Below are 17,700 nucleotides of genomic sequence, written 5' to 3' on the forward strand. Positions count from 1 at the left end.
GACCAGATGGATTGGGCAGATCGCGAGATCTGCCGATTCTCTCTCCTGAACATCCCATGCGAACAGCAGTCCCCGAATTTCCGGAAGCCAGGCTGCGAGAGCTCGCTGATCGCTATGCGGCTGCGGTTGCCGCCAAGCGGCGGCGCGTTTGGCTAGGTTCGGCGGTCCTGATCGCCGCGGCGATTGCTGCTGGCTGGATGGGCGATGTCAACTTTGGGAATTTCGTCGAGAATTTCTGGCGCTTCCCGGCCTATTTTGCCAGCATCGCCCCTAAATTTTCGTTCTCGACTGCGTGGGTTGATCTCACGGAGTGGCTTTGGGGACTGCCTCGCTGGACGCGACTTCTCGGAGACACGTTGCTGATCGCGTATATGGGAACGCTCACTGGAGCGATATGCGGCTTCGTTCTCTGCTTCCTCGCATCGGCCAACCTCGTGAAGTCCCGCACGACCGTTTTTGTTACGCGGCGCGTTCTCGAATTTTGCAGGACCGTGCCGGAGATCGTCTTTGCCCTGATTTTTGTGCTGGCGTTTGGTCTGGGGCCGCTGCCGGGCGTTCTCGCCGTCGCAATCCATACCACTGGAGCGCTGGGCAAGCAGTTCGCCGAAGTTGTTGAGAATATCGATAGCAAACCGATCGAGGGGGTGGCGGCAAGCGGAGGAAGCTGGCTTCAGATTGTCCGGTTTGGCGCGGTGCCTCAGGTTCTCTCGAACTTCGTAAGCTATGCCCTGCTGAGATTCGAGATTAACGTCCGCGGCGCGGCCGTGATGGGCTTTGTCGGCGCCGGCGGGATCGGGCAGGATTTGATCGAGGCCGTCCGCAAATTCTATTACACCGATGTCAGCGCCATCCTTTTGCTCATTGTCGTCACCGTCATGTTGATCGACTTTATCACGGAGCGGGTGCGCCACCGCCTCCTCGGGCTGGAGGGCTCCGCGACATGAACTCCTTCAGTTTTGAAAACCGAGCCGGCATCGTTGAACGTTATCCGGACATTTTCCGCCCGGACTGGTGGCACCGAGCAAAAATCGCAATCGGCTTTGGCGGGGCGATAGCGCTTTTTCTGTTCGGGATTGTCCAGCTCGACATTCCCTTTCACCGACTCTCTGACGGAATGGTCCGGCTGGGTGAATTCGTTCGGCTCATGTTGCCGCCTAATGCTGGTTCCTGGGCGGAAGTATTGAAATATCTGCATGCGCTCGGAGAGACGGTTTCGATTGCATTTCTCGGCACGCTGGGCGGGGCACTGCTGGCGTTACCGGTATCCCTGCTGGCGGCGCGCAATGTAGTTGCAAACCGGATCATCCACCTTTTGACACGCCGCAGCCTCGATACCATCCGTGGTGTCGATACCTTGATCTGGGCCCTCATCTGGGTCGGCGTCGTAGGGTTGGGTCCGTTTGCAGGTATCCTTGCGGTCATCTGCAGCGATTTTGGGACTTTTGGGAAGTTATTCTCGGAAGCTATCGAGGCTGCCGACAAGAACCCCGCTGAAGGGGTCAGATCGTCGGGCGGCAACCATCTCCATAGCGTCCGGTTCGGATTGTTGCCGCAGGTTTTTCCGATCTTGTTGAGTCAGGTGCTCTACTATTTTGAATCGAATACGCGGTCAGCGACGATTATCGGAATCGTCGGGGCAGGCGGAATTGGACTTCAGCTTGCCGAACAAATCCGTGTGCTGGAATGGCAGAAAGTCTCTTTCCTGATCCTGATGATCCTGATCGCGGTGTCCGCCATCGACTGGATCTCGGGCAAACTGCGCTTTGCCATCATCGGGCAGCGGGCGTTGGCGTGATGATTCCGTAGAGTGGGCAAAGGCGCGTTAGCGCTGTGCGCATCGTCTATCGATAAACCGCAATCGGGATTGGTGGGCACGCTTCGCTTTGCCCACCCTACGAGCTACAAACTAACCATTCTCCACCAGGAACTCGACGCGCTCGGCCGCAAAGCGCGAGCGCTTGGTCGTCAGCGGCTGGCCCGCGGCATCGACGTCGGTGCTGTCAACCACGAGCACGGGACGGCCGAGCGCGAGGTCCAGCCGCGCGGCGTCGGTTGCGTCGACGATGCCCGCAGTGATCCGGGTGGACGTGCGACGAAAATCCCGGATCCCGTAATGCGCAACCAGCTTGGTCATCGAGCGGACATTGGCGAACACCTTCCCGGCGTCGGGGAAGCGCTCGGCCGAAAGCCATGTGGTGCTGACGCAGATCGGTACGCGGTCGGCGAGCCGCACCGATTCGATCCGGACCAGGGGCGCACCGGTCTTTAGTCCTAGTTCTCGCGCGAGTTCACGCGTGGCTGCTTCCTCCGCCGCATCGATGAACTGCCCGCGCGGCTCCCGACCCCCGGCCCCGACGATTTCGGAAAACCGCGTCCGGGAGCGCAGGGGATAGCCGATGCGTCCCGTCTCGACATAGGTACCGCTGCCGCGCTCGGCGCGCACCAGGCCGCGTTCGGCAAGCGTGGCGAGCGCCCGGCGCACGGTGTGGCGGTTGACGCGATAGGTTTCGGCGATCTCAATCTCGCCCGGCAGCTTTTCGCCGGCGGCAAAGCGGCCGTCGGCGATGCCGCGCTCGATGCCGTCGGCGACCTGCCGCCACAGCGCAACGCCGGAGGGCGTATCCTGGATGCTCATGGAACGAAACCGGGCATCGGAGAAAAATCACCTCATAGTCACGAAACTGTCATGGCGCTTCGTTATCAAGTTGTCTAGTATCATAGACAACTTGATTCAGGCAAGGTCGATATGATGGCGGGTGACGAAAGTCTGGCAGACGAAGACGGTGGGCAGGCGCGACGCAAGGCCGCGATGGCGGTGCTGGCCCACTCCGAGGTCGTCGACATTGCCGCTCATCTCGAGGCGATTGCGTTGCCCGCGCATGAGGACCTGCGCGTATCAGAGAACGGCCTGGTCATGGTACGCGGCCGGATCGGCGGCGATGGCGCCCCCTTTAATCTCGGAGAGGCCACGATTTCGCGCGCGGCGGTGCGGCTTTCGACCGGAGAAATCGGCTTCGGCTACACGCTCGGCCGCGACCATCGCAAGGCGAAGCTGATCGCGCTGTGCGACGCCATGGTGCAGTCGGATGAGTTCGCGGCCGCGGTTGAAGCCGAGGTGATTGCGCCGCTGCGTACGGTGATGATGGAGCAGCGTAACCGCAAGGCTGCGGAGACGGCGGCAACACGGGTCGATTTCTACACTCTGGTGCGGGGTGAGGGCTGATATGACGACCGTTGCCGAATTGCCCGCAGGATTTGCCGACAAGGTGTTGTCGGCGCAATCGACCTTCCGGTCCGTGATGGATGCCATGGCGCGCCCCGGCAGCATTCAGCGCATCGCGTCACTGGCCGGTGCACCTGACGCGATGATGTGCGGCACGGCCGCCATCGCGCTGACGCTGTTCGATCACGATACGCCGGTGTGGCTCGACGGGCGGATGTCGGCGACGGCTGATGTCGCCAAATGGCTCAAGTTTCACACCAGCGCACCGATCGTTTCGGATTCGTCGACTGCCGGTTTCGCGCTGGTAGGCGATCCGCACGGCCTGCCGTCGCTCGATCGCTTCGCGTTCGGCAGCAACGAATATCCGGATCGTTCAACGACGCTGATCCTGCAGGTCGAAAGCCTGTCGGATGGTCCCGCGATCGAGTTGCGGGGGCCCGGAATCGACGGAACCGTGACGCTGCGCGCTTCAATCCAGCCGCAGGATCTGTTCGAGCGGCTAGCCGTGAACGCCGCGCTGTTTCCGCGCGGCATCGATGTCGTGCTGGTTCATGACGATGCCATTGTTGCGATACCGCGCACGACGCGGCTGGTGAGGGGAGGCTGACGATGTATGTTGCCGTCAAGGGAGGCGAGCGCGCCATCGAGAACGCCCACCGCCTGCTGGCGCATGAGCGGCGCGGCGACCGCGAGGTTCCCGAACTGTCGTTGGCCCAGATCTCCGAGCAGCTGTCGCTCGGTGTCGACCGCGTCATGACCGAAGGCTCGCTGTACGACCGCGAACTGGCGGCACTGGCCATCAAGCAGGCGCGGGGCGACCTGATCGAAGCGATCTTCCTGGTACGTGCCTTCCGCGCCACGCTGCCGCGCTTTGGTGCGACGGAGCCGGTCGACACCGGCGCGATGCAGGTGCGACGGCGAATTTCCTCGACGTTCAAGGATATTCCGGGCGGGCAGATTCTGGGGCCCACTTTCGACTATACCCATCGTCTGCTGGACCCGCAGCTTGCGGACGGATGTTCGCCGGATGCGCCCGCGACTGGCGAAGCGTCCGCCGCGGCGACGCCGCGTGTGACCGATATTCTCGGCCGCGACGGGCTGATTGAGCCTTCGCCGGCTGCCGATGCTGATGCTCCGGTCGGAGACCTGACGCGCGAGCCGCTGATTTTCCCGGCTGATCGTGACTTGCGCCTGCAAAATCTGGCGCGCGCCGACGAGGGATTTCTGCTGGCGCTCGGCTACTCCTCGCAGCGCGGCTATGGGCGGAACCATCCGTTCGCGGGTGAGATTCGCTTCGGCGAAGTGGAGGTCGAGTTCATGGCCGAGGATGCCGGCTTTGCCGTTCCGCTCGGCTCAATCGCGCTAACCGAGTGCCAGATGGTTAACCAGTTCAAGGGCTCGGCTACGGAAGCGCCGTGTTTTACGCGCGGCTATGGGCTGGCCTTCGGACAGAGCGAGCGCAAGACCATGTCGATGGCGCTGGTCGATCGCAGCCTGCGCGCCCGCGAGCTCGGCGAAGAAGTGATCGCGCCCGGTCAGGACGAGGAATTCGTGATGTCGCACTCGGATAATGTGCAGGCAACCGGCTTCGTCGAGCATCTCAAGCTGCCGCACTATGTCGACTTCCAGTCCGAGCTCGGCCTCTTACGCAAATTGCGCCAGGAGTTTGCCGAGGCGAACGAGGCCCCGCAAATGCAGGAGGCCGCGGAATGAACGCGCCGGCTTACAATTTCGCCTATCTCGACGAACAGACCAAGCGGATGATCCGCCGTGCGATCCTGAAGGCGATTGCGATCCCCGGCTATCAGGTGCCGTTCGCCAGCCGCGAGATGCCGATGCCCTATGGCTGGGGCACCGGCGGCGTGCAGGTCACTGCGGCGATCCTCGGGCCCGATGACGTGCTGAAGGTGATCGACCAGGGTTCCGACGACACCACCAACGCGATTTCGATCCGGAAATTCTTCGGCAAGACGGCGGGCGTTGCAACGACCACCGCCACGGCGGATGCGACCGTGATCCAGACCCGGCACCGGATTCCCGAGGCGCCGCTGCATGCCGGGCAGGTGCTGGTCTATCAGGTGCCGATCCCCGAGCCGCTGCGCTTCCTGGAGCCGCGTGAGACCGAGACGCGGCGCATGCATGCGCTCGGCGAATACGGCCTGATGCACGTCAAGCTTTACGAGGATATCGCGCGCTTCGGCCATATCGCGACCTCCTATGCGTATCCGGTGAAGGTGAACGCGCGTTATGTGATGGACCCGTCGCCGACGCCGAAGTTCGACAATCCGAAGATGGACAATTGCCCGGCGTTGCAATTGTTCGGCGCCGGGCGCGAGAAGCGCATCTATGCGATCCCGCCGCATACCACTGTGGTATCGCTCGACTTCGAGGATCATCCGTTTACGCGCTACCGGTTCGACGCGCCCTGTGCGCTGTGCGGCGCCGGCGATTCCTATCTCGACGAAATCGTCACCGACGACAAGGGCGGGCGGATGTTTGTCTGCTCCGACACCGATTATTGCGAGTCTCGCCAGTCGGCCGGCCATCGCGGCAGCGAGAGCGCCGCGCCGCACAAGGAGAGGGCGCATGTCTGAGCCGCAAGACGTCACGCCGGACGACCAGCCGTTGCTGGTCGCCGAACATCTCGGCAAGAATTACGGCCGGCTCACCGCCTGCTGCGACGTATCGTTTGCGCTCTATGCCGGCGAGGTGCTGGCCATCGTCGGCGAGTCCGGGTCGGGTAAGTCGACGCTGCTGCAACTGCTCTCAGCGCAGCTCGCGCCGAGCGCCGGTCGGGTATCATATCGGATGCGGGACGGTGTGCTGCGCGATCTGGCCGCGTTAGGTGAGGCCGAGCGCCGCTTTCTGTTCCGGACCGACTGGGGCTACGTGCACCAGGACCCCGCGCAGGGCCTGCGGATGGCGGTCTCGGCCGGCGCCAATGTCGGCGAGCGGCTGATGGCGGTGGGCTGGAATCATTACGGCCGCATCCGCGATACCGCCTCGTCCTGGCTGGAGCGGGTCGAGATCGATACCGCGCGCATCGACGACGCGCCGCGGACTTATTCCGGTGGCATGCGGCAGCGGTTGCAGATCGCGCGCAACCTCGTCACCGAGCCGCGACTGGTGTTCATGGACGAGCCGACCGGCGGGCTCGACGTATCGGTGCAGGCGCGGCTGCTGGATCTGATGCGCAATCTCGTCAGCGAGCTCGGCCTGGCCGCGATCGTCGTCACCCATGATCTCGCAGTAGCGCGGCTGTTGTCGCACCGCGTGATGGTGATGAAGGGTGGGCGCGTCATCGAAACCGGCCTGACCGACCAGGTGCTCGACGATCCCCGCGAGCCCTACACCCAACTGCTTGTTTCCTCGATCCTGCCGGCATGAGCGCACCAATGACAGCGATGATCGACATTTCGAACGCCGAAAAGACCTTCACCATGCACCTGCAGGGTGGCGTCGAGCTGCCCGTGGTGCGCGGCGTCACGTTCCATGTCGAGCCGGGTGAATGCGTGGTGCTGTCGGGCCCTTCAGGCGCCGGCAAATCCTCGATCCTGAAAATGATCTTTGGCAATTACCGCTGCGACGGCGGCCGGATCGGCATCCGGCATCAGGGCAGGGTGATTGATCTCGCCACGGCGGAACCGCGGCAGGTGCTCAGCGTGCGCCGCTCGACCATCGGATATGTCAGCCAGTTCTTGCGGGCAGTGCCGCGGGTGGCCACGATTGATGTCGTCGCCGAGCCCTTGATCGCGAACGGGACAGCCCGTGCGGAAGCACGCGATAAAGCCGGTGCGCTGCTGCGCCGCCTCAACATTCCTGAGCGGCTGTGGGCGCTGCCGCCATCGACGTTCTCCGGCGGCGAACAGCAGCGGGTCAATATCGCGCGCGGATTCATTTCCGACCTGCCGGTCTTGCTGCTGGACGAACCCACCGCATCGCTCGACGCGGCCAATCGCGCCGTCGTCGTCGAATTGATTGAAGAGAAGAAACGACGGGGTGTCGCGATGGTGGCGATCGTCCATGATGACGAAATTCGTCATCTGATCGCTGACCGGATCGTTGATGTGACGTCATTTGCCGCCGCGGCTTGAAGGAAGAGATGTGAGATGACCTCGAAGCACGAAACCATTCTTGGCAACGCCCGCATCGTGCTGGCCGACCGCGTGATCGAGCACGGCTGGGTCGCCTTTGTCGACGGCCGTATCGCCGAGTACGGCGAGGGCAGCGCTCCGGCCGGCAGCGAGGACGCCGGCGGCGACCTGATCATGCCCGGCCTGATCGAGTTGCACACCGACCACCTCGAAATGCACTATGTGCCCCGGCCGAAAGTATTCTGGGATCCGATCGCGGCGGTGGTCTCCTACGACGGCCAGTTGGCCACCTCGGGCATCACCACCGTGCTGGATTCGCTGCGGGTCTGGCGCGAGGATGGCGCCGAGGAGGTTGACGGCAGGGCAGGCGTCCTGGCGGAAGCGATCACATCCGCGCGCGATGCGAACCTGCTGCGTGCCGATCACTTCCTGCACTTGCGCTGCGAAATCCCGATGCCGAGCGTGGTCGAGGAAGCCAAGGAGCTGGTCGACCGGCCGGACGTGCGGCTGATGTCGCTGATGGACCACACGCCGGGGCAGCGCCAGTTCCGCGACGAGGTCAAGCTGCGCGACTATTATCGCGGCAAGGGTGGCGGGAAGACCGACGCCGAGCTCGATGCGCTGTTCGAGAAGCGCTTCGCCTACCAGAAGGCCTATGCCGCGACCAACATGCGCCAGATTGTGGCCCTTGCGCATCAACATGAAATTCCGCTCGCCAGCCATGACGACACGACCGAGGAGAACGTCGCCGATGCGATCAAGGATCGGGTTTCAGTGGCCGAGTTTCCGACCACGATGGAAGCGGCGCGCGGGCTGCATCGGGCGGGCATCGGCATCCTGATGGGGGCGCCGAACGTGGTGCGCGGCGGTTCGCATTCCGGCAACATCGCCGCCGTCGATCTCGCCCGCGAAGGGCTGCTGGATATCCTGTCGTCCGACTACATCCCATCGAGCCTGTTGATGGCCGCACTGCAATTGCCGAAGCACGTTCCCGCGATCGATTTGGCATCCGCTATTCGTACGGTGACAAAAACGCCGGCCGAAGCCGTTGGCCTTGCTGATCGCGGCGAGATCGCGCCCGGCAAGCGCGCCGATCTGATCCGGGTACATGTCGCCCGCGACATTCCGGTGGTGCGCAGCGTCTGGCGGGAAGGGCGGCGGGTCGCATGACGGAGACGCTGACAACCACACCGACAGATCAGGCAGTTGCAATCGGGCCGGGCCGGCTGGTGCTCGTGGTCGGCCCAAGCGGCGCGGGCAAGGATACGCTGCTGGGCCTCGCCAGGGCAGCCTGTGCCGACGATGGCGATATCGTATTTCCCCGCCGCGTGATTACGCGCGAAGCCTCGGCATCGGAGGAAAACGAAGAGGTCAGCCTCGGCACGTTTCAGGAGGCGCTGGCGCGCCGCGAATACGCCATGCATTGGGAGGCCCACGGCCACTGCTACGCCCTGTCGCGCGCGATCGACGACGAAATCCGTGCCGGACGAACCATCGTTGCCAACGTATCGCGCACCGTGATCGGCGCCATGCGCCGCGCCTATGCCGATGTGGTGGTGGTTTCGATCACGGCCCCGCCGGACGTTCTGGCCGAACGGATTGCGATGCGCCGGCGAAGCAGCGACGGCAAGCTCGACGCTCGCCTCGGTCGCACGGTGGAGGATGAAGCCGCCGCGCCTGATGTCACCATCGTCAACACCGGCAGTGCCGAATACCATGCCCGCCAGCTCGTTCGCGTTATCAAGAACGAGAAATGGCACGAGTGAGAGGAAACAGGAAATGACGGTTGTCGCGACCATCGAGCAACTCGAGGCCATCTACGGCTTTCCCAACGATGCCTCGACGGTAAAGGTCGCTGACCGCGTCACGCCAGCCTATCGCGCCTTGATGGACAAATCGCCGTTCGCGGCGCTGGCGACCTGTGGGCCGGAGGGGCTGGACTGCTCGCCCCGCGGCGACCTGCCGGGCTTTGTTCGCATCCACGACGAGAAGACGCTGATGATGCCGGATCGTCGCGGCAACAACCGCTGTGATTCCTTGCGCAACATTGTGCGCGATCCCCGGGTGGCGCTTCTGTTTCTAATCCCTGGCTCCGGCAGCACGCTGCGCATCAACGGTCATGCGCATGTCTCGGCGGATCCGGACCTGCTTGCCTCATTCAAGATGGAAGGCAAGGCGCCGCGCACCGTCATCGTTATGACGGTCGAAGAAGTTTACTTCCAGTGCGCGCGCGCCATCGTGCGTTCCGATCTCTGGAATCCCGACAAGCGAGTCGATCCCAAAAGCTTGCCGTCGCCCGGCCAGATCCTCGCCGAGATGAGCGACAACACCGTCGGCGGCGAGAAATACGACCGCGAATGGCCGGAGCGCGCGCGGCAGACCATGTGGTGATGGGCGCTGATATCGCATCGCGATCTGGCAACCGATGATGTCAGGCGGAGCGGATCACCTTTTCCGCGCATTTGAGAAAATTCCGGACCAGCGGATTGAGAGAATCCCTGCGCCAGCAAACCGCGACGTCGATGGCGTCGTCGGCGTCGAGGAAGGGCCTGAACACGACGCCGGTCGGGCATCCGAGCTGGGCGCAGGCGGGGAGGATCGCCATGCCTTCGCCGGCAAGCACCAGGCTGAGCGCGGAGTGCACCGTCTCGACCCGGTTCGCGATGGGCATGCTGACCTGATGCCGCCGCAGCAGTGACGTCACGACTGACGTCGCCGGATCCTCGGCGGGCACGGGCAGGCTTATCAGCGGGCGGCCCTGCAGCTTTTTCACCGGCACCGCCGCCGAGCGTGCGAGCTGCGAACCGGCCGGCATGGCCAGCATCAACCGCTGCTTTCCGATCGTGGAGGCTTCAATCTCGCTGTGGCGAATGGCGGGCATGCACAGCGCGACGGTGACGGTGTGATCCAGCAGCCGCGCCTCGCGCGTCGATGCGCTCAGCTCAATGAACTCCAGATCGACCTTGGGGAGCGATCTTCGCAGTTCAGGCACGAGCCTCGGCAACACGGCGTGGGTCAACGCGAACATGTAGCCGACCGACAGTCTCCCCCGGCGCCCCGCTGCCACCGCGCGGGCCGCCTCAAAACCTTCAGCCGTCAGGGCCAGCGCTTCCCGCGCGCGAGAAAGCAAGGCGCGGCCAGCCGCGGTCAGCTCCATTCCCCGCGTGCCTCGGCGAAACAGCGGCGTTCCCACTTCCGATTCCAGTTTGCGGATTTGCACCGATAGCGGCGGCTGCGCCATGCGCAGGCGGACGGCCGCCCGGCCGACGCTGCGTTCTTCGGCTACGGCAACGAAATAGCGGAGACGCCGGAGGTCCATTTTTGCTATACCGAAATCGTATGGGTCAGTTGTGCGATGGTATTGGACGGAATGTCAATCTGAATGTCATCTTTGCGTCATTCGACCCTTAAGGACTTTGGCGCGATGAGTGACGAACTGTGCTTCCTGTCTGCGACCGACCTGCGCGCGCGGATCGTCCGTAAGGATGTCTCACCGGTCGAACTTACGCGTGCCGTGCTGGCGCGCGCCGAGCGGCTGCAGCCCGAATTGAACTGCTTCATCACGCTGTGCGGCGATGAGGCCATGGCCGAGGCGCGGAAGGCGGAGCGTGCAGTCATCGCCGGAGAGCCGCTCGGCCTTCTTCACGGCATTCCCTACACCGCGAAAGATCTCGTCAACACCAAGGGAGTGCGCACGACCTTCGGCGCGGTGCCTTTCAAGGACAACGTTCCTGACCATGATGCGGTCGCTGTGGCGCGAATGCGGGCAGAGGGTGCCATCCTCGTGGGCAAAACCACGACGCCGGAGTTCGGCACCAAGTGCCTGACGGACTCGCCGTTGTTCGGCCGCACGCGCAATGCCTGGAGCGCCGCGCGCTCGAGCGGCGGCTCAAGCGGGGGTGCAGCGGTTGCGGTTGCCAGCGGCATCGCGCCTCTTGCGATTGCGACGGACGGCGGCGGTTCGACGCGGATTCCGGCAGCCTGCAACGGCGTCGTCGGGCTGAAGCAAAGCAACGGCGTCATCCCCCACAGCCAGGTACAGGATGCGTTCGGCAACCAGACCTATGTGACCCCGATGACGCGCACCGTCGCGGACACCGCCTTGATGATGCAGGCGATGTCGGGCGAAGACGCGTCCGATCCGTGGTCGATCGGATTTCCGCAGTGGAATTTTGTCGACGATGCGGCGCCGAACGGCGATCTGCGCGGACGCAAGATTGCATTCTGCCTCGCGCCGCTCGGCCGGCCGGTTGCAGCCGCTGTCGCCGCCGCATTCAAGGTCGCGTTGGCGAGGCTGGAGGCCCTCGGGGCCGAGGTCGAGGAAATGCCCGGTGAGGGGTTTGAGGTGGAGCCGATCTGGCGCGCCATCAATCACACCGCCTGGCGCGCGCGGTTCGAAAAGCTCGCGGCCGATCATGGCGAGGTGCTGAGCGAGACCTTCATGAAGCAACTGGCGCTGGCCACGAAGGTCAGCGGTGTTGACTATCAGCGGGCGATGTTTGACCGTACGGCGCTGTTCCGGCGGATCCAGACCTTGATGCAACGGGCCGATATTCTCGCGATGCCGACCATCACCCGAACCGCGCTTCCGATCGACCAGGACCTGTTCGGCACGATCGAAATCGACAGGCGGGTATTCAGCGACGTGCGGCCGAGCTGGTTTCCCTGGACTATGCCGTTCAACATGACCGGGCACCCCGCCGTCGGTCTGCCCTGCGGCTTCGATGCGGACGGCCTGCCGATCGGCATCCAGTTGGTCGGGCAATTCCGTGGAGACATCGAATTGCTGCGCGTCAGCGCGTTGTTTGAGGCTTCGCAAGATCTGCTCGGCCGGTGGCCGAGCCTGGCAGGATAAGTGACAAATGCGGCTGCCGTGATACTGGCCGCTAACAGGGGAATAGGGACTTGAGCGTCTTCATTTTCCGCCGCTTTCTGACGCTGATCGTGACGCTGCTAGGCGCATCGCTGATCATCTTCCTTGTTCTGGATGCCTTGCCCGGCAATGCCGCGCAGATGCTGATGGGCGCGGATGCCTCGCCCGATGCGGTGCGGGCGCTGACGATCAAGCTCGGGCTGGATCAGCCGCTGCACTATCGCTACGTCCGTTGGATCATGGGGCTGCTGACGGGCGATCTCGGCAATAGCTATGTCTATGGCACGCCTGTTGCAGGATTGATCGCGGAGCGTCTCACGCTCACCATTCCATTGGCGATCATGTCCATGTCCATGACGGTGGTGCTGGCGCTCTCTGCCGGCATCTATACGGCGGCGAATCACAACAAGCTCGGCGATGTCGGCGTGATGTCGATGACGCAGTTCGGCATAGCGCTGCCCAATTTCTGGTTCGCCATCCTGCTCATTCTGTTGTTCTCGGTGAAACTGCAATGGCTCTCAGCCGGCGGATTTGCAGGCTGGGACGAAAGCATATTGGCCGGCATCAAGTCGCTGCTGCTGCCTGCGATCTCGCTCTCGGTGGTGCAGGCGGCGATCCTGGCGCGGGTCACGCGCTCGGCCGTGCTTGAGGTGCTGCGCGAGGATTTCGTGCGCACCGCGCGCGCCAAGGGCCTGAGCAAGCGCGACGTCTTGTGGCGGCATGTGCTGCGCAACGCGATGATCCCGGTGATGACGATAATGGGGCTTCAGTTCGCCAATCTACTGGCGGGCACGATCGTGATCGAGAACGTGTTCTATCTGCCGGGTCTCGGCCGGCTGATCTTCCAGTCGATTGCCAATCGCGACCTGATCGTCGTGCGCAACTGTGTGATGCTGCTGGCGGGAGTGGTCGTCATCGTCAACTTCGTGGTCGATGTGCTCTATGCCTTCATCGATCCGCGCATCAAGGTGCATAACCTATGAGCACGCCGATGAGCGCTTCGGTTGAAGTTGGGGCCGCCACCGCGCGACCCGCGACCGGCTTCTGGCGCCGCGCGCTGCGCCATCGCAGCTTTGTCACCGGCGGCACGCTCAGCCTGATCGTGCTCTGTGCTGCCGTGCTGTCGCTGGTGTGGACGCCGTATTCAGCCTATGAAATCGACGTGGCATCCAAGCTGCGGCCGCCATCCGCCGCGCATTGGCTCGGCACCGATGTGCTCGGCCGCGACATCGTCTCCCTGCTGCTGGTTGGCGCCCGCTCCACCATTATGGTCGGCATCATCGCCGTCGGGATCGGCCTCACCTTCGGGGTGTGCCTTGGGCTGCTCGCCGCGGCGCGCAAGGGCTGGACCGAGGAGCTCATCATGCGGCTGAGCGACTTCACCTTCGCCTTTCCCGCCGTGCTCTCGGCGATCATGCTGGCTGCCGTCGCCGGTCCGGGCATGGTGACCTCGATCACCGCGATCGGTATCTTTCAGATTCCAACGCTGGTGCGGGTGACCCGTGGATCGGCCAATGCGATCTGGGCGCGGGAGTTCGTGCTGGCCGCGCGCGCCTCGGGCAAGGGCGGTTTCCGCATCACCATCGAGCACGTGCTGCCGAACGTCCTGCCGATCCTGATCGTGCAGGCGACGATCCAGTTCGCACTGGCGATCCTGGCCGAAGCGGCGCTGTCCTATCTCGGGCTCGGCACGCAGCCGCCGCAACCGTCCTGGGGCCGCATGCTGAACGACGCGCAGACGCTGCTGTTCCAGTCGCCGATGCTCGCGGTCTATCCGGGCGCTGCGATCGCGGTCGCCGTGCTTGGTCTCAATCTGCTCGGCGACGGGTTGCGCGATCTGCTCGATCCCCGGCTGGCACGGGAGCGTTGATCATGTACGGTTCCGCCAACACGCCTCTGATCGAAGTCAAGGATCTCGGTATCAGGCTCAACACCAGCCGCGGTTCCGCACAGGCTGTTCGCGGCGTCAGTTTCTCGCTGAAGCGAGGCGAGACGTTGGGCCTCGTCGGCGAATCCGGATGCGGCAAATCCGTCACCGCGCTGGCGCTGATGGGCCTCTTGCCCGACAGCGCCGTCATCAGCGGCAGCATCCGCCTCGACGGCAGCGAGTTGGTGGGCCTGTCGGATGCGAATTACTGCAAGCTGCGCGGCAATCGGATCAGCATGATCTTCCAGGAGCCGATGACCGCGCTCAATCCGATGCATACGATCGGGCGCCAGGTGGCCGAGCCGCTGCGCCGCCATACCAATTGCTCGGCGGCAGAGGCACGCAAGGAGGCTATCGCCTTGCTCGATCGCGTCGGGCTCCCCGATGCGGCGAAACGCGTCGATGCCTATCCGCACCAGTTTTCCGGCGGCCAGCGGCAGCGCGTCACCATTGCCATGGCGCTGGCCTGCCAGCCCGACGTGCTGATCGCCGATGAGCCGACCACGGCGCTCGACGTCACCATCCAGGGGCAGATCCTCGATCTGATCGCGGACCTCGTAGCCGAGCGGGGCATGTCGATGATCCTGATCTCGCACGATCTCGGCGTCATCGCCGAGAATGTCCAGCGCATGATGGTGATGTATGGCGGCACCGTGGTCGAAAGCGGCGCAACGAATGCCGTGTTCACGCGCATGGGGCACCCGTATACGCAGGGCCTGTTCCGCGCGCGTCCGCGCCTTGGCGCGCGCAAGGGCACTCGGCTGAAGACCATCGCCGGCACCGTGCCAGAACTTGCCGATCTGCCCGCGGGCTGCACCTTTGCCGATCGTTGTATGATCGTCGAGGATCGCTGTCGCGTGGCGCTGCCGGCTGTGGTGGACGTCAGCGCCGGCCATGGCGTGCGCTGCATCAGGACGGATGTTTCAATGGCCGAGGCGGTCGGAGCAGTGGGCGCATGACCATGCTGGAGCAGACGCTGCGCCTCGCCGAGCCACCGCTGCTCGATGTCAGGGATCTGGTGCAGCGTTACGCGCTGCCGCGTGAAAGCATGTTCAAGCCAGCAGGGCAGGTGCATGCGCTCAACGGCGTTACTGCGCAGGTGATGGCCGGCCGGAGCCTCGGCGTGGTCGGCGAATCCGGATCAGGCAAGTCGACCTTCGCGCGGCTGGTGATGGCGCTGGAGCAGCCGTCATCGGGGGCGGTGTCGCTGATGGGCCGCGACCTCAACCGGATGCCGGCCGACGAATTGCGCCGCGCCCGCCGCGATTTCCAGATGGTGTTTCAGGATCCCTATGGCTCGCTGGATCCGCGACAGACCATCGCGCGCATCGTCGCCGAGCCTTTGACCGCGCTCGGACGGATGGATCGCGGTACGCTACGTGAGCGTGTTGCCGGCGTGCTGCGGCAAGTCGGGCTGCGCGACGCCGACATGGACAAGTTCCCGCATGAATTCTCCGGCGGCCAGCGGCAACGCATCGCGATTGCGCGCGCGCTGATCACCCAGCCGAAACTGATCGTCGCTGATGAACCCGTCAGCGCGCTCGACGTCTCCGTGCAGGCGCAGGTGCTCAATCTGCTGCAAGACCTGCAGGATCAGTTTGGCTTGAGTTACATCCTGATCAGCCACGATCTCGCAGTCGTCGATTATCTCTGCGACGAGATTGCGGTGATGTATCTCGGCCGGATCGTCGAGCAGGGCAGCCCCGAGGATCTGTTCGCGCATTGCGCGCACCCATATACGCGGGCGTTGCTCGAGGCCGTGCCGCGCGCAAGTGGCGGCGGGGTACGCCGCCGTCGCGGCGCCCAGGTGATCGCGTCCCAGTCGACCGGCGCGACCGGATGCGCTTACGCGTCGCGCTGTCCGCTGGCCGACCAGCATTGCCGCGACACCGCGCCGGCGCTACGCAACGTCAGCACGGCGCACCTTGCCGCCTGTCACCACGCCGAGGCCGTGATGGCGTTGCCGCCAGCAGCCGGGGGTTAGCCTTTTGAGCGAGAGTGCACTAGGTTGTCTGAATAGGTCCGGGGGAGAAGATATGCTGAAAAAACTGACCATTTTCGCGGTGGCCGCAGCGTTCGCCGCAACGCCGCTGCCGAGTCTGGCGCAGAGCAAGAAGGACAGCGTCGTCATGGCGATGACGCTGGAGCCGCCGGGGCTCGATCCCACCAACGCCGCGGCTGCGGCGATCGCCGAGGTCACGCTCTATAACCTCTATGAGACGCTGACCAAGATCAATGAAGATGGTTCGGTATCTCCGCTCCTCGCCGAGAGCTGGCAGGCGTCGGCCGACCTGAAGACCTATACGTTCAAGCTCCGCAAGGGCGTCAAATTCCACAATGGCGAGCCGTTCGATTCCGCGGCGGTGAAGTTCTCCTACGACCGCAACGCGGCGCCGACCTCTACCAACAAGGACAAGAGCCTGTACCAGGCTTTTGAATCGGTCACCGCGCCCGATGCGGAAACCATCGTCGTCGTCGTGAAATATTCCGAACCGAACCTGCCGTTCCTGCTCGGTCAGGCAGGTGGCTCGATCGTCGAGCCGAAGAGCGCGCCGACCAATGCGACGCAGCCGGTCGGCACCGGACCCTACACGCTCGGCGCTTGGGCCAAGGGGTCGTCGATCACGCTGAACAAATGGCCGGATTATCGCAACGCCGCCGCGATCAAGCTTTCCAAGGTCACCATCCGCTTCGTCCCCGATCCCGCCGCGCAGGTCGCCGCGCTGCTTTCCGGGGATGTCGACGCGATTCCACGCGCCCCAGTGCAGCGCAGCGTGGCGCAGTTCAAGGCCGATCCGCGCTTCAATGTGTTGATCGGTGGCTCCAGGGCCAAGACGATAGTCGGCATCAACGCACGAAGAAAACCGCTCGACGATGTGCGCGTTCGCCGCGCCATCCTTGCCGCCATCGATCGCAAGGCGATGATCGACGGCGCAGTCGACGGCTTCGGTACGCCGATCGGCAGCTTCTATACGCCGGCATCGCTGGGCTATATCGATACCACCGGCATCAATCCCTATGACCCTGAAAAAGCCAAGAAGCTGCTCGCGGAGGCCGGCGTGAAGACGCCGCTTGAGCTCAGCCTCAAGCTGCCGCCGCCGCCTTACGCGCGGCAGGGCGGCGAAGTCCTCGCGGCCCAGCTCGCCAAGGTCGGCATCATCGCCAAGATCGAGAACGTCGAATGGGCGCAGTGGCTGTCGCAGGTGTTTGCCGGTAACGGTCCGCACAATTTCGATCTCACCATCGTCTCGCATGTCGAGCCGTTCGACCTGGTGAAGATTACTGAGCCCGACTACTATCTCGGCTACAACAACGAAGCCTTCAACGCGCTCTACAAGCAGATCACAGCGACGCCGGCCGAGGCCGAACGCGCCAAGCTGCTCGGCGATGCACAGCGCATGCTGGCAACCGACGCGGTCGCCGGCTTCCTGTTCCAGCCGCAATGGATCACCATTGCGAACAAGAAGCTGAAGGGCGTGTGGAAGGAAGTCCCGCAATTCGAGAACGACTTCTCCGCCTGGTCCTGGGAATAGCCGCGGCGAACCCGACAAGGCGGTCCGGATTCGCTGCGTTGGACACGATC

19 protein-coding genes are annotated in these 17,700 nt (G+C 63.9%); 17 read left to right on the plus strand and 2 right to left on the minus strand.

The genetic code is table 11. From position 1 onward, the window contains the following. Window positions 1–56: 56 nt before the first annotated feature. Together phnE (ACH79_RS24015) and phnE (ACH79_RS24020) are read left to right on the plus strand one after the other, a co-directional pair. Window positions 57–944, plus strand: coding sequence for a phosphonate ABC transporter, permease protein PhnE (gene phnE / locus ACH79_RS24015; protein ID WP_161853223.1), 888 nt, complete (start codon window positions 57–59; stop codon window positions 942–944). After that, entirely contained in the window at window positions 941–1,795 is an 855-nt protein-coding gene (gene phnE, locus ACH79_RS24020) for a phosphonate ABC transporter, permease protein PhnE (RefSeq protein ID WP_161853224.1), read from the plus strand. The genes phnE (ACH79_RS24015) and phnE (ACH79_RS24020) overlap by 4 nt, the downstream gene beginning before the upstream one ends. Window positions 1,796–1,906: 111 nt before the next feature. Here phnE (ACH79_RS24020) and phnF read toward each other — a convergent pair whose 3' ends face one another. Beyond that, complete coding sequence (phnF, locus tag ACH79_RS24025) at window positions 1,907–2,635, minus strand: phosphonate metabolism transcriptional regulator PhnF (RefSeq protein ID WP_161853225.1); 729 nt, start codon at window positions 2,633–2,635, stop codon at window positions 1,907–1,909. A 114-nt stretch (window positions 2,636–2,749) separates the two neighbouring features. Between phnF and phnG the strand changes: the two genes are divergently transcribed. From phnG to ACH79_RS24070, 9 genes are read left to right on the plus strand one after another with little or no spacing between them, the layout of a single operon-like run. After that, window positions 2,750–3,223 (plus strand): phosphonate C-P lyase system protein PhnG, encoded by a 474-nt coding sequence (gene phnG, locus ACH79_RS24030; RefSeq protein ID WP_161853226.1) that lies wholly within the window; start codon window positions 2,750–2,752, stop codon window positions 3,221–3,223. A 1-nt stretch (window position 3,224) separates the two neighbouring features. After that, window positions 3,225–3,830, plus strand: a complete 606-nt coding sequence (gene phnH, locus ACH79_RS24035) for a phosphonate C-P lyase system protein PhnH (RefSeq protein ID WP_161853227.1) — start codon at window positions 3,225–3,227, stop codon at window positions 3,828–3,830. A 2-nt stretch (window positions 3,831–3,832) separates the two neighbouring features. Next, on the plus strand, window positions 3,833–4,936 hold the full coding sequence (locus ACH79_RS24040; protein WP_161853228.1) for a carbon-phosphorus lyase complex subunit PhnI: 1,104 nt from the start codon (window positions 3,833–3,835) through the stop codon (window positions 4,934–4,936). After that, window positions 4,933–5,817 (plus strand): alpha-D-ribose 1-methylphosphonate 5-phosphate C-P-lyase PhnJ, encoded by an 885-nt coding sequence (locus ACH79_RS24045; RefSeq protein ID WP_161853229.1) that lies wholly within the window; start codon window positions 4,933–4,935, stop codon window positions 5,815–5,817. The genes ACH79_RS24040 and ACH79_RS24045 overlap by 4 nt, the downstream gene beginning before the upstream one ends. Next, window positions 5,810–6,610, plus strand: coding sequence for a phosphonate C-P lyase system protein PhnK (phnK, locus tag ACH79_RS24050; protein ID WP_161853230.1), 801 nt, complete (start codon window positions 5,810–5,812; stop codon window positions 6,608–6,610). The genes ACH79_RS24045 and phnK overlap by 8 nt, the downstream gene beginning before the upstream one ends. An 8-nt stretch (window positions 6,611–6,618) precedes the next feature. Further along, a complete protein-coding gene (gene phnL, locus ACH79_RS24055) occupies window positions 6,619–7,317 on the plus strand; it encodes a phosphonate C-P lyase system protein PhnL (protein WP_161853231.1) in 699 nt (232 codons plus the stop codon). Window positions 7,318–7,332: 15 nt separating this feature from the next. After that, window positions 7,333–8,487 carry an alpha-D-ribose 1-methylphosphonate 5-triphosphate diphosphatase gene (locus ACH79_RS24060; RefSeq protein WP_161853232.1) on the plus strand — a complete coding sequence of 385 codons (1,155 nt, stop codon included), beginning with the start codon at window positions 7,333–7,335 and terminating at the stop codon, window positions 8,485–8,487. Further along, a complete protein-coding gene (gene phnN, locus ACH79_RS24065) occupies window positions 8,484–9,083 on the plus strand; it encodes a phosphonate metabolism protein/1,5-bisphosphokinase (PRPP-forming) PhnN (RefSeq protein WP_161853233.1) in 600 nt (199 codons plus the stop codon). The genes ACH79_RS24060 and phnN overlap by 4 nt, the downstream gene beginning before the upstream one ends. A gap of 13 nt (window positions 9,084–9,096) precedes the next feature. Beyond that, complete coding sequence (locus tag ACH79_RS24070; protein ID WP_161853234.1) at window positions 9,097–9,708, plus strand: pyridoxamine 5'-phosphate oxidase family protein; 612 nt, start codon at window positions 9,097–9,099, stop codon at window positions 9,706–9,708. A 40-nt stretch (window positions 9,709–9,748) separates the two neighbouring features. On the opposite strand, the gene ACH79_RS24075 is transcribed toward ACH79_RS24070, so the two are convergent. Continuing rightward, window positions 9,749–10,636, minus strand: a complete 888-nt coding sequence (locus tag ACH79_RS24075; RefSeq protein WP_161853235.1) for a LysR family transcriptional regulator — start codon at window positions 10,634–10,636, stop codon at window positions 9,749–9,751. A gap of 105 nt (window positions 10,637–10,741) precedes the next feature. Here ACH79_RS24075 and ACH79_RS24080 point away from each other — a divergent pair, with 105 nt between their 5' ends. Genes ACH79_RS24080 through ACH79_RS24105 form a run of 6 tightly spaced genes read left to right on the plus strand, consistent with a single transcriptional unit; the run spans window position 10,742 to window position 17,650 of the window. Then, complete coding sequence (locus ACH79_RS24080; protein ID WP_161853236.1) at window positions 10,742–12,172, plus strand: amidase; 1,431 nt, start codon at window positions 10,742–10,744, stop codon at window positions 12,170–12,172. Window positions 12,173–12,222: 50 nt separating this feature from the next. After that, window positions 12,223–13,173, plus strand: coding sequence for an ABC transporter permease (locus ACH79_RS24085; protein ID WP_161853237.1), 951 nt, complete (start codon window positions 12,223–12,225; stop codon window positions 13,171–13,173). Window positions 13,174–13,181: 8 nt separating this feature from the next. Further along, window positions 13,182–14,060 carry an ABC transporter permease gene (locus tag ACH79_RS24090; protein WP_371419264.1) on the plus strand — a complete coding sequence of 293 codons (879 nt, stop codon included), beginning with the start codon at window positions 13,182–13,184 and terminating at the stop codon, window positions 14,058–14,060. A 2-nt stretch (window positions 14,061–14,062) separates the two neighbouring features. Beyond that, window positions 14,063–15,076 (plus strand): ABC transporter ATP-binding protein, encoded by a 1,014-nt coding sequence (locus ACH79_RS24095; protein WP_161853239.1) that lies wholly within the window; start codon window positions 14,063–14,065, stop codon window positions 15,074–15,076. A gap of 2 nt (window positions 15,077–15,078) precedes the next feature. Then, window positions 15,079–16,101, plus strand: a complete 1,023-nt coding sequence (locus tag ACH79_RS24100) for an ABC transporter ATP-binding protein (RefSeq protein ID WP_371419471.1) — start codon at window positions 15,079–15,081, stop codon at window positions 16,099–16,101. 52 nt (window positions 16,102–16,153) lie between these two features. Beyond that, window positions 16,154–17,650, plus strand: coding sequence for an ABC transporter substrate-binding protein (locus tag ACH79_RS24105; protein ID WP_161853241.1), 1,497 nt, complete (start codon window positions 16,154–16,156; stop codon window positions 17,648–17,650). Window positions 17,651–17,700: the final 50 nt, after the last annotated feature.

The sequence above is a fragment of the Bradyrhizobium sp. CCBAU 051011 genome, assembly GCF_009930815.1.
In the GTDB taxonomy this organism is placed as follows: Bacteria; Pseudomonadota; Alphaproteobacteria; order Rhizobiales; family Xanthobacteraceae; genus Bradyrhizobium.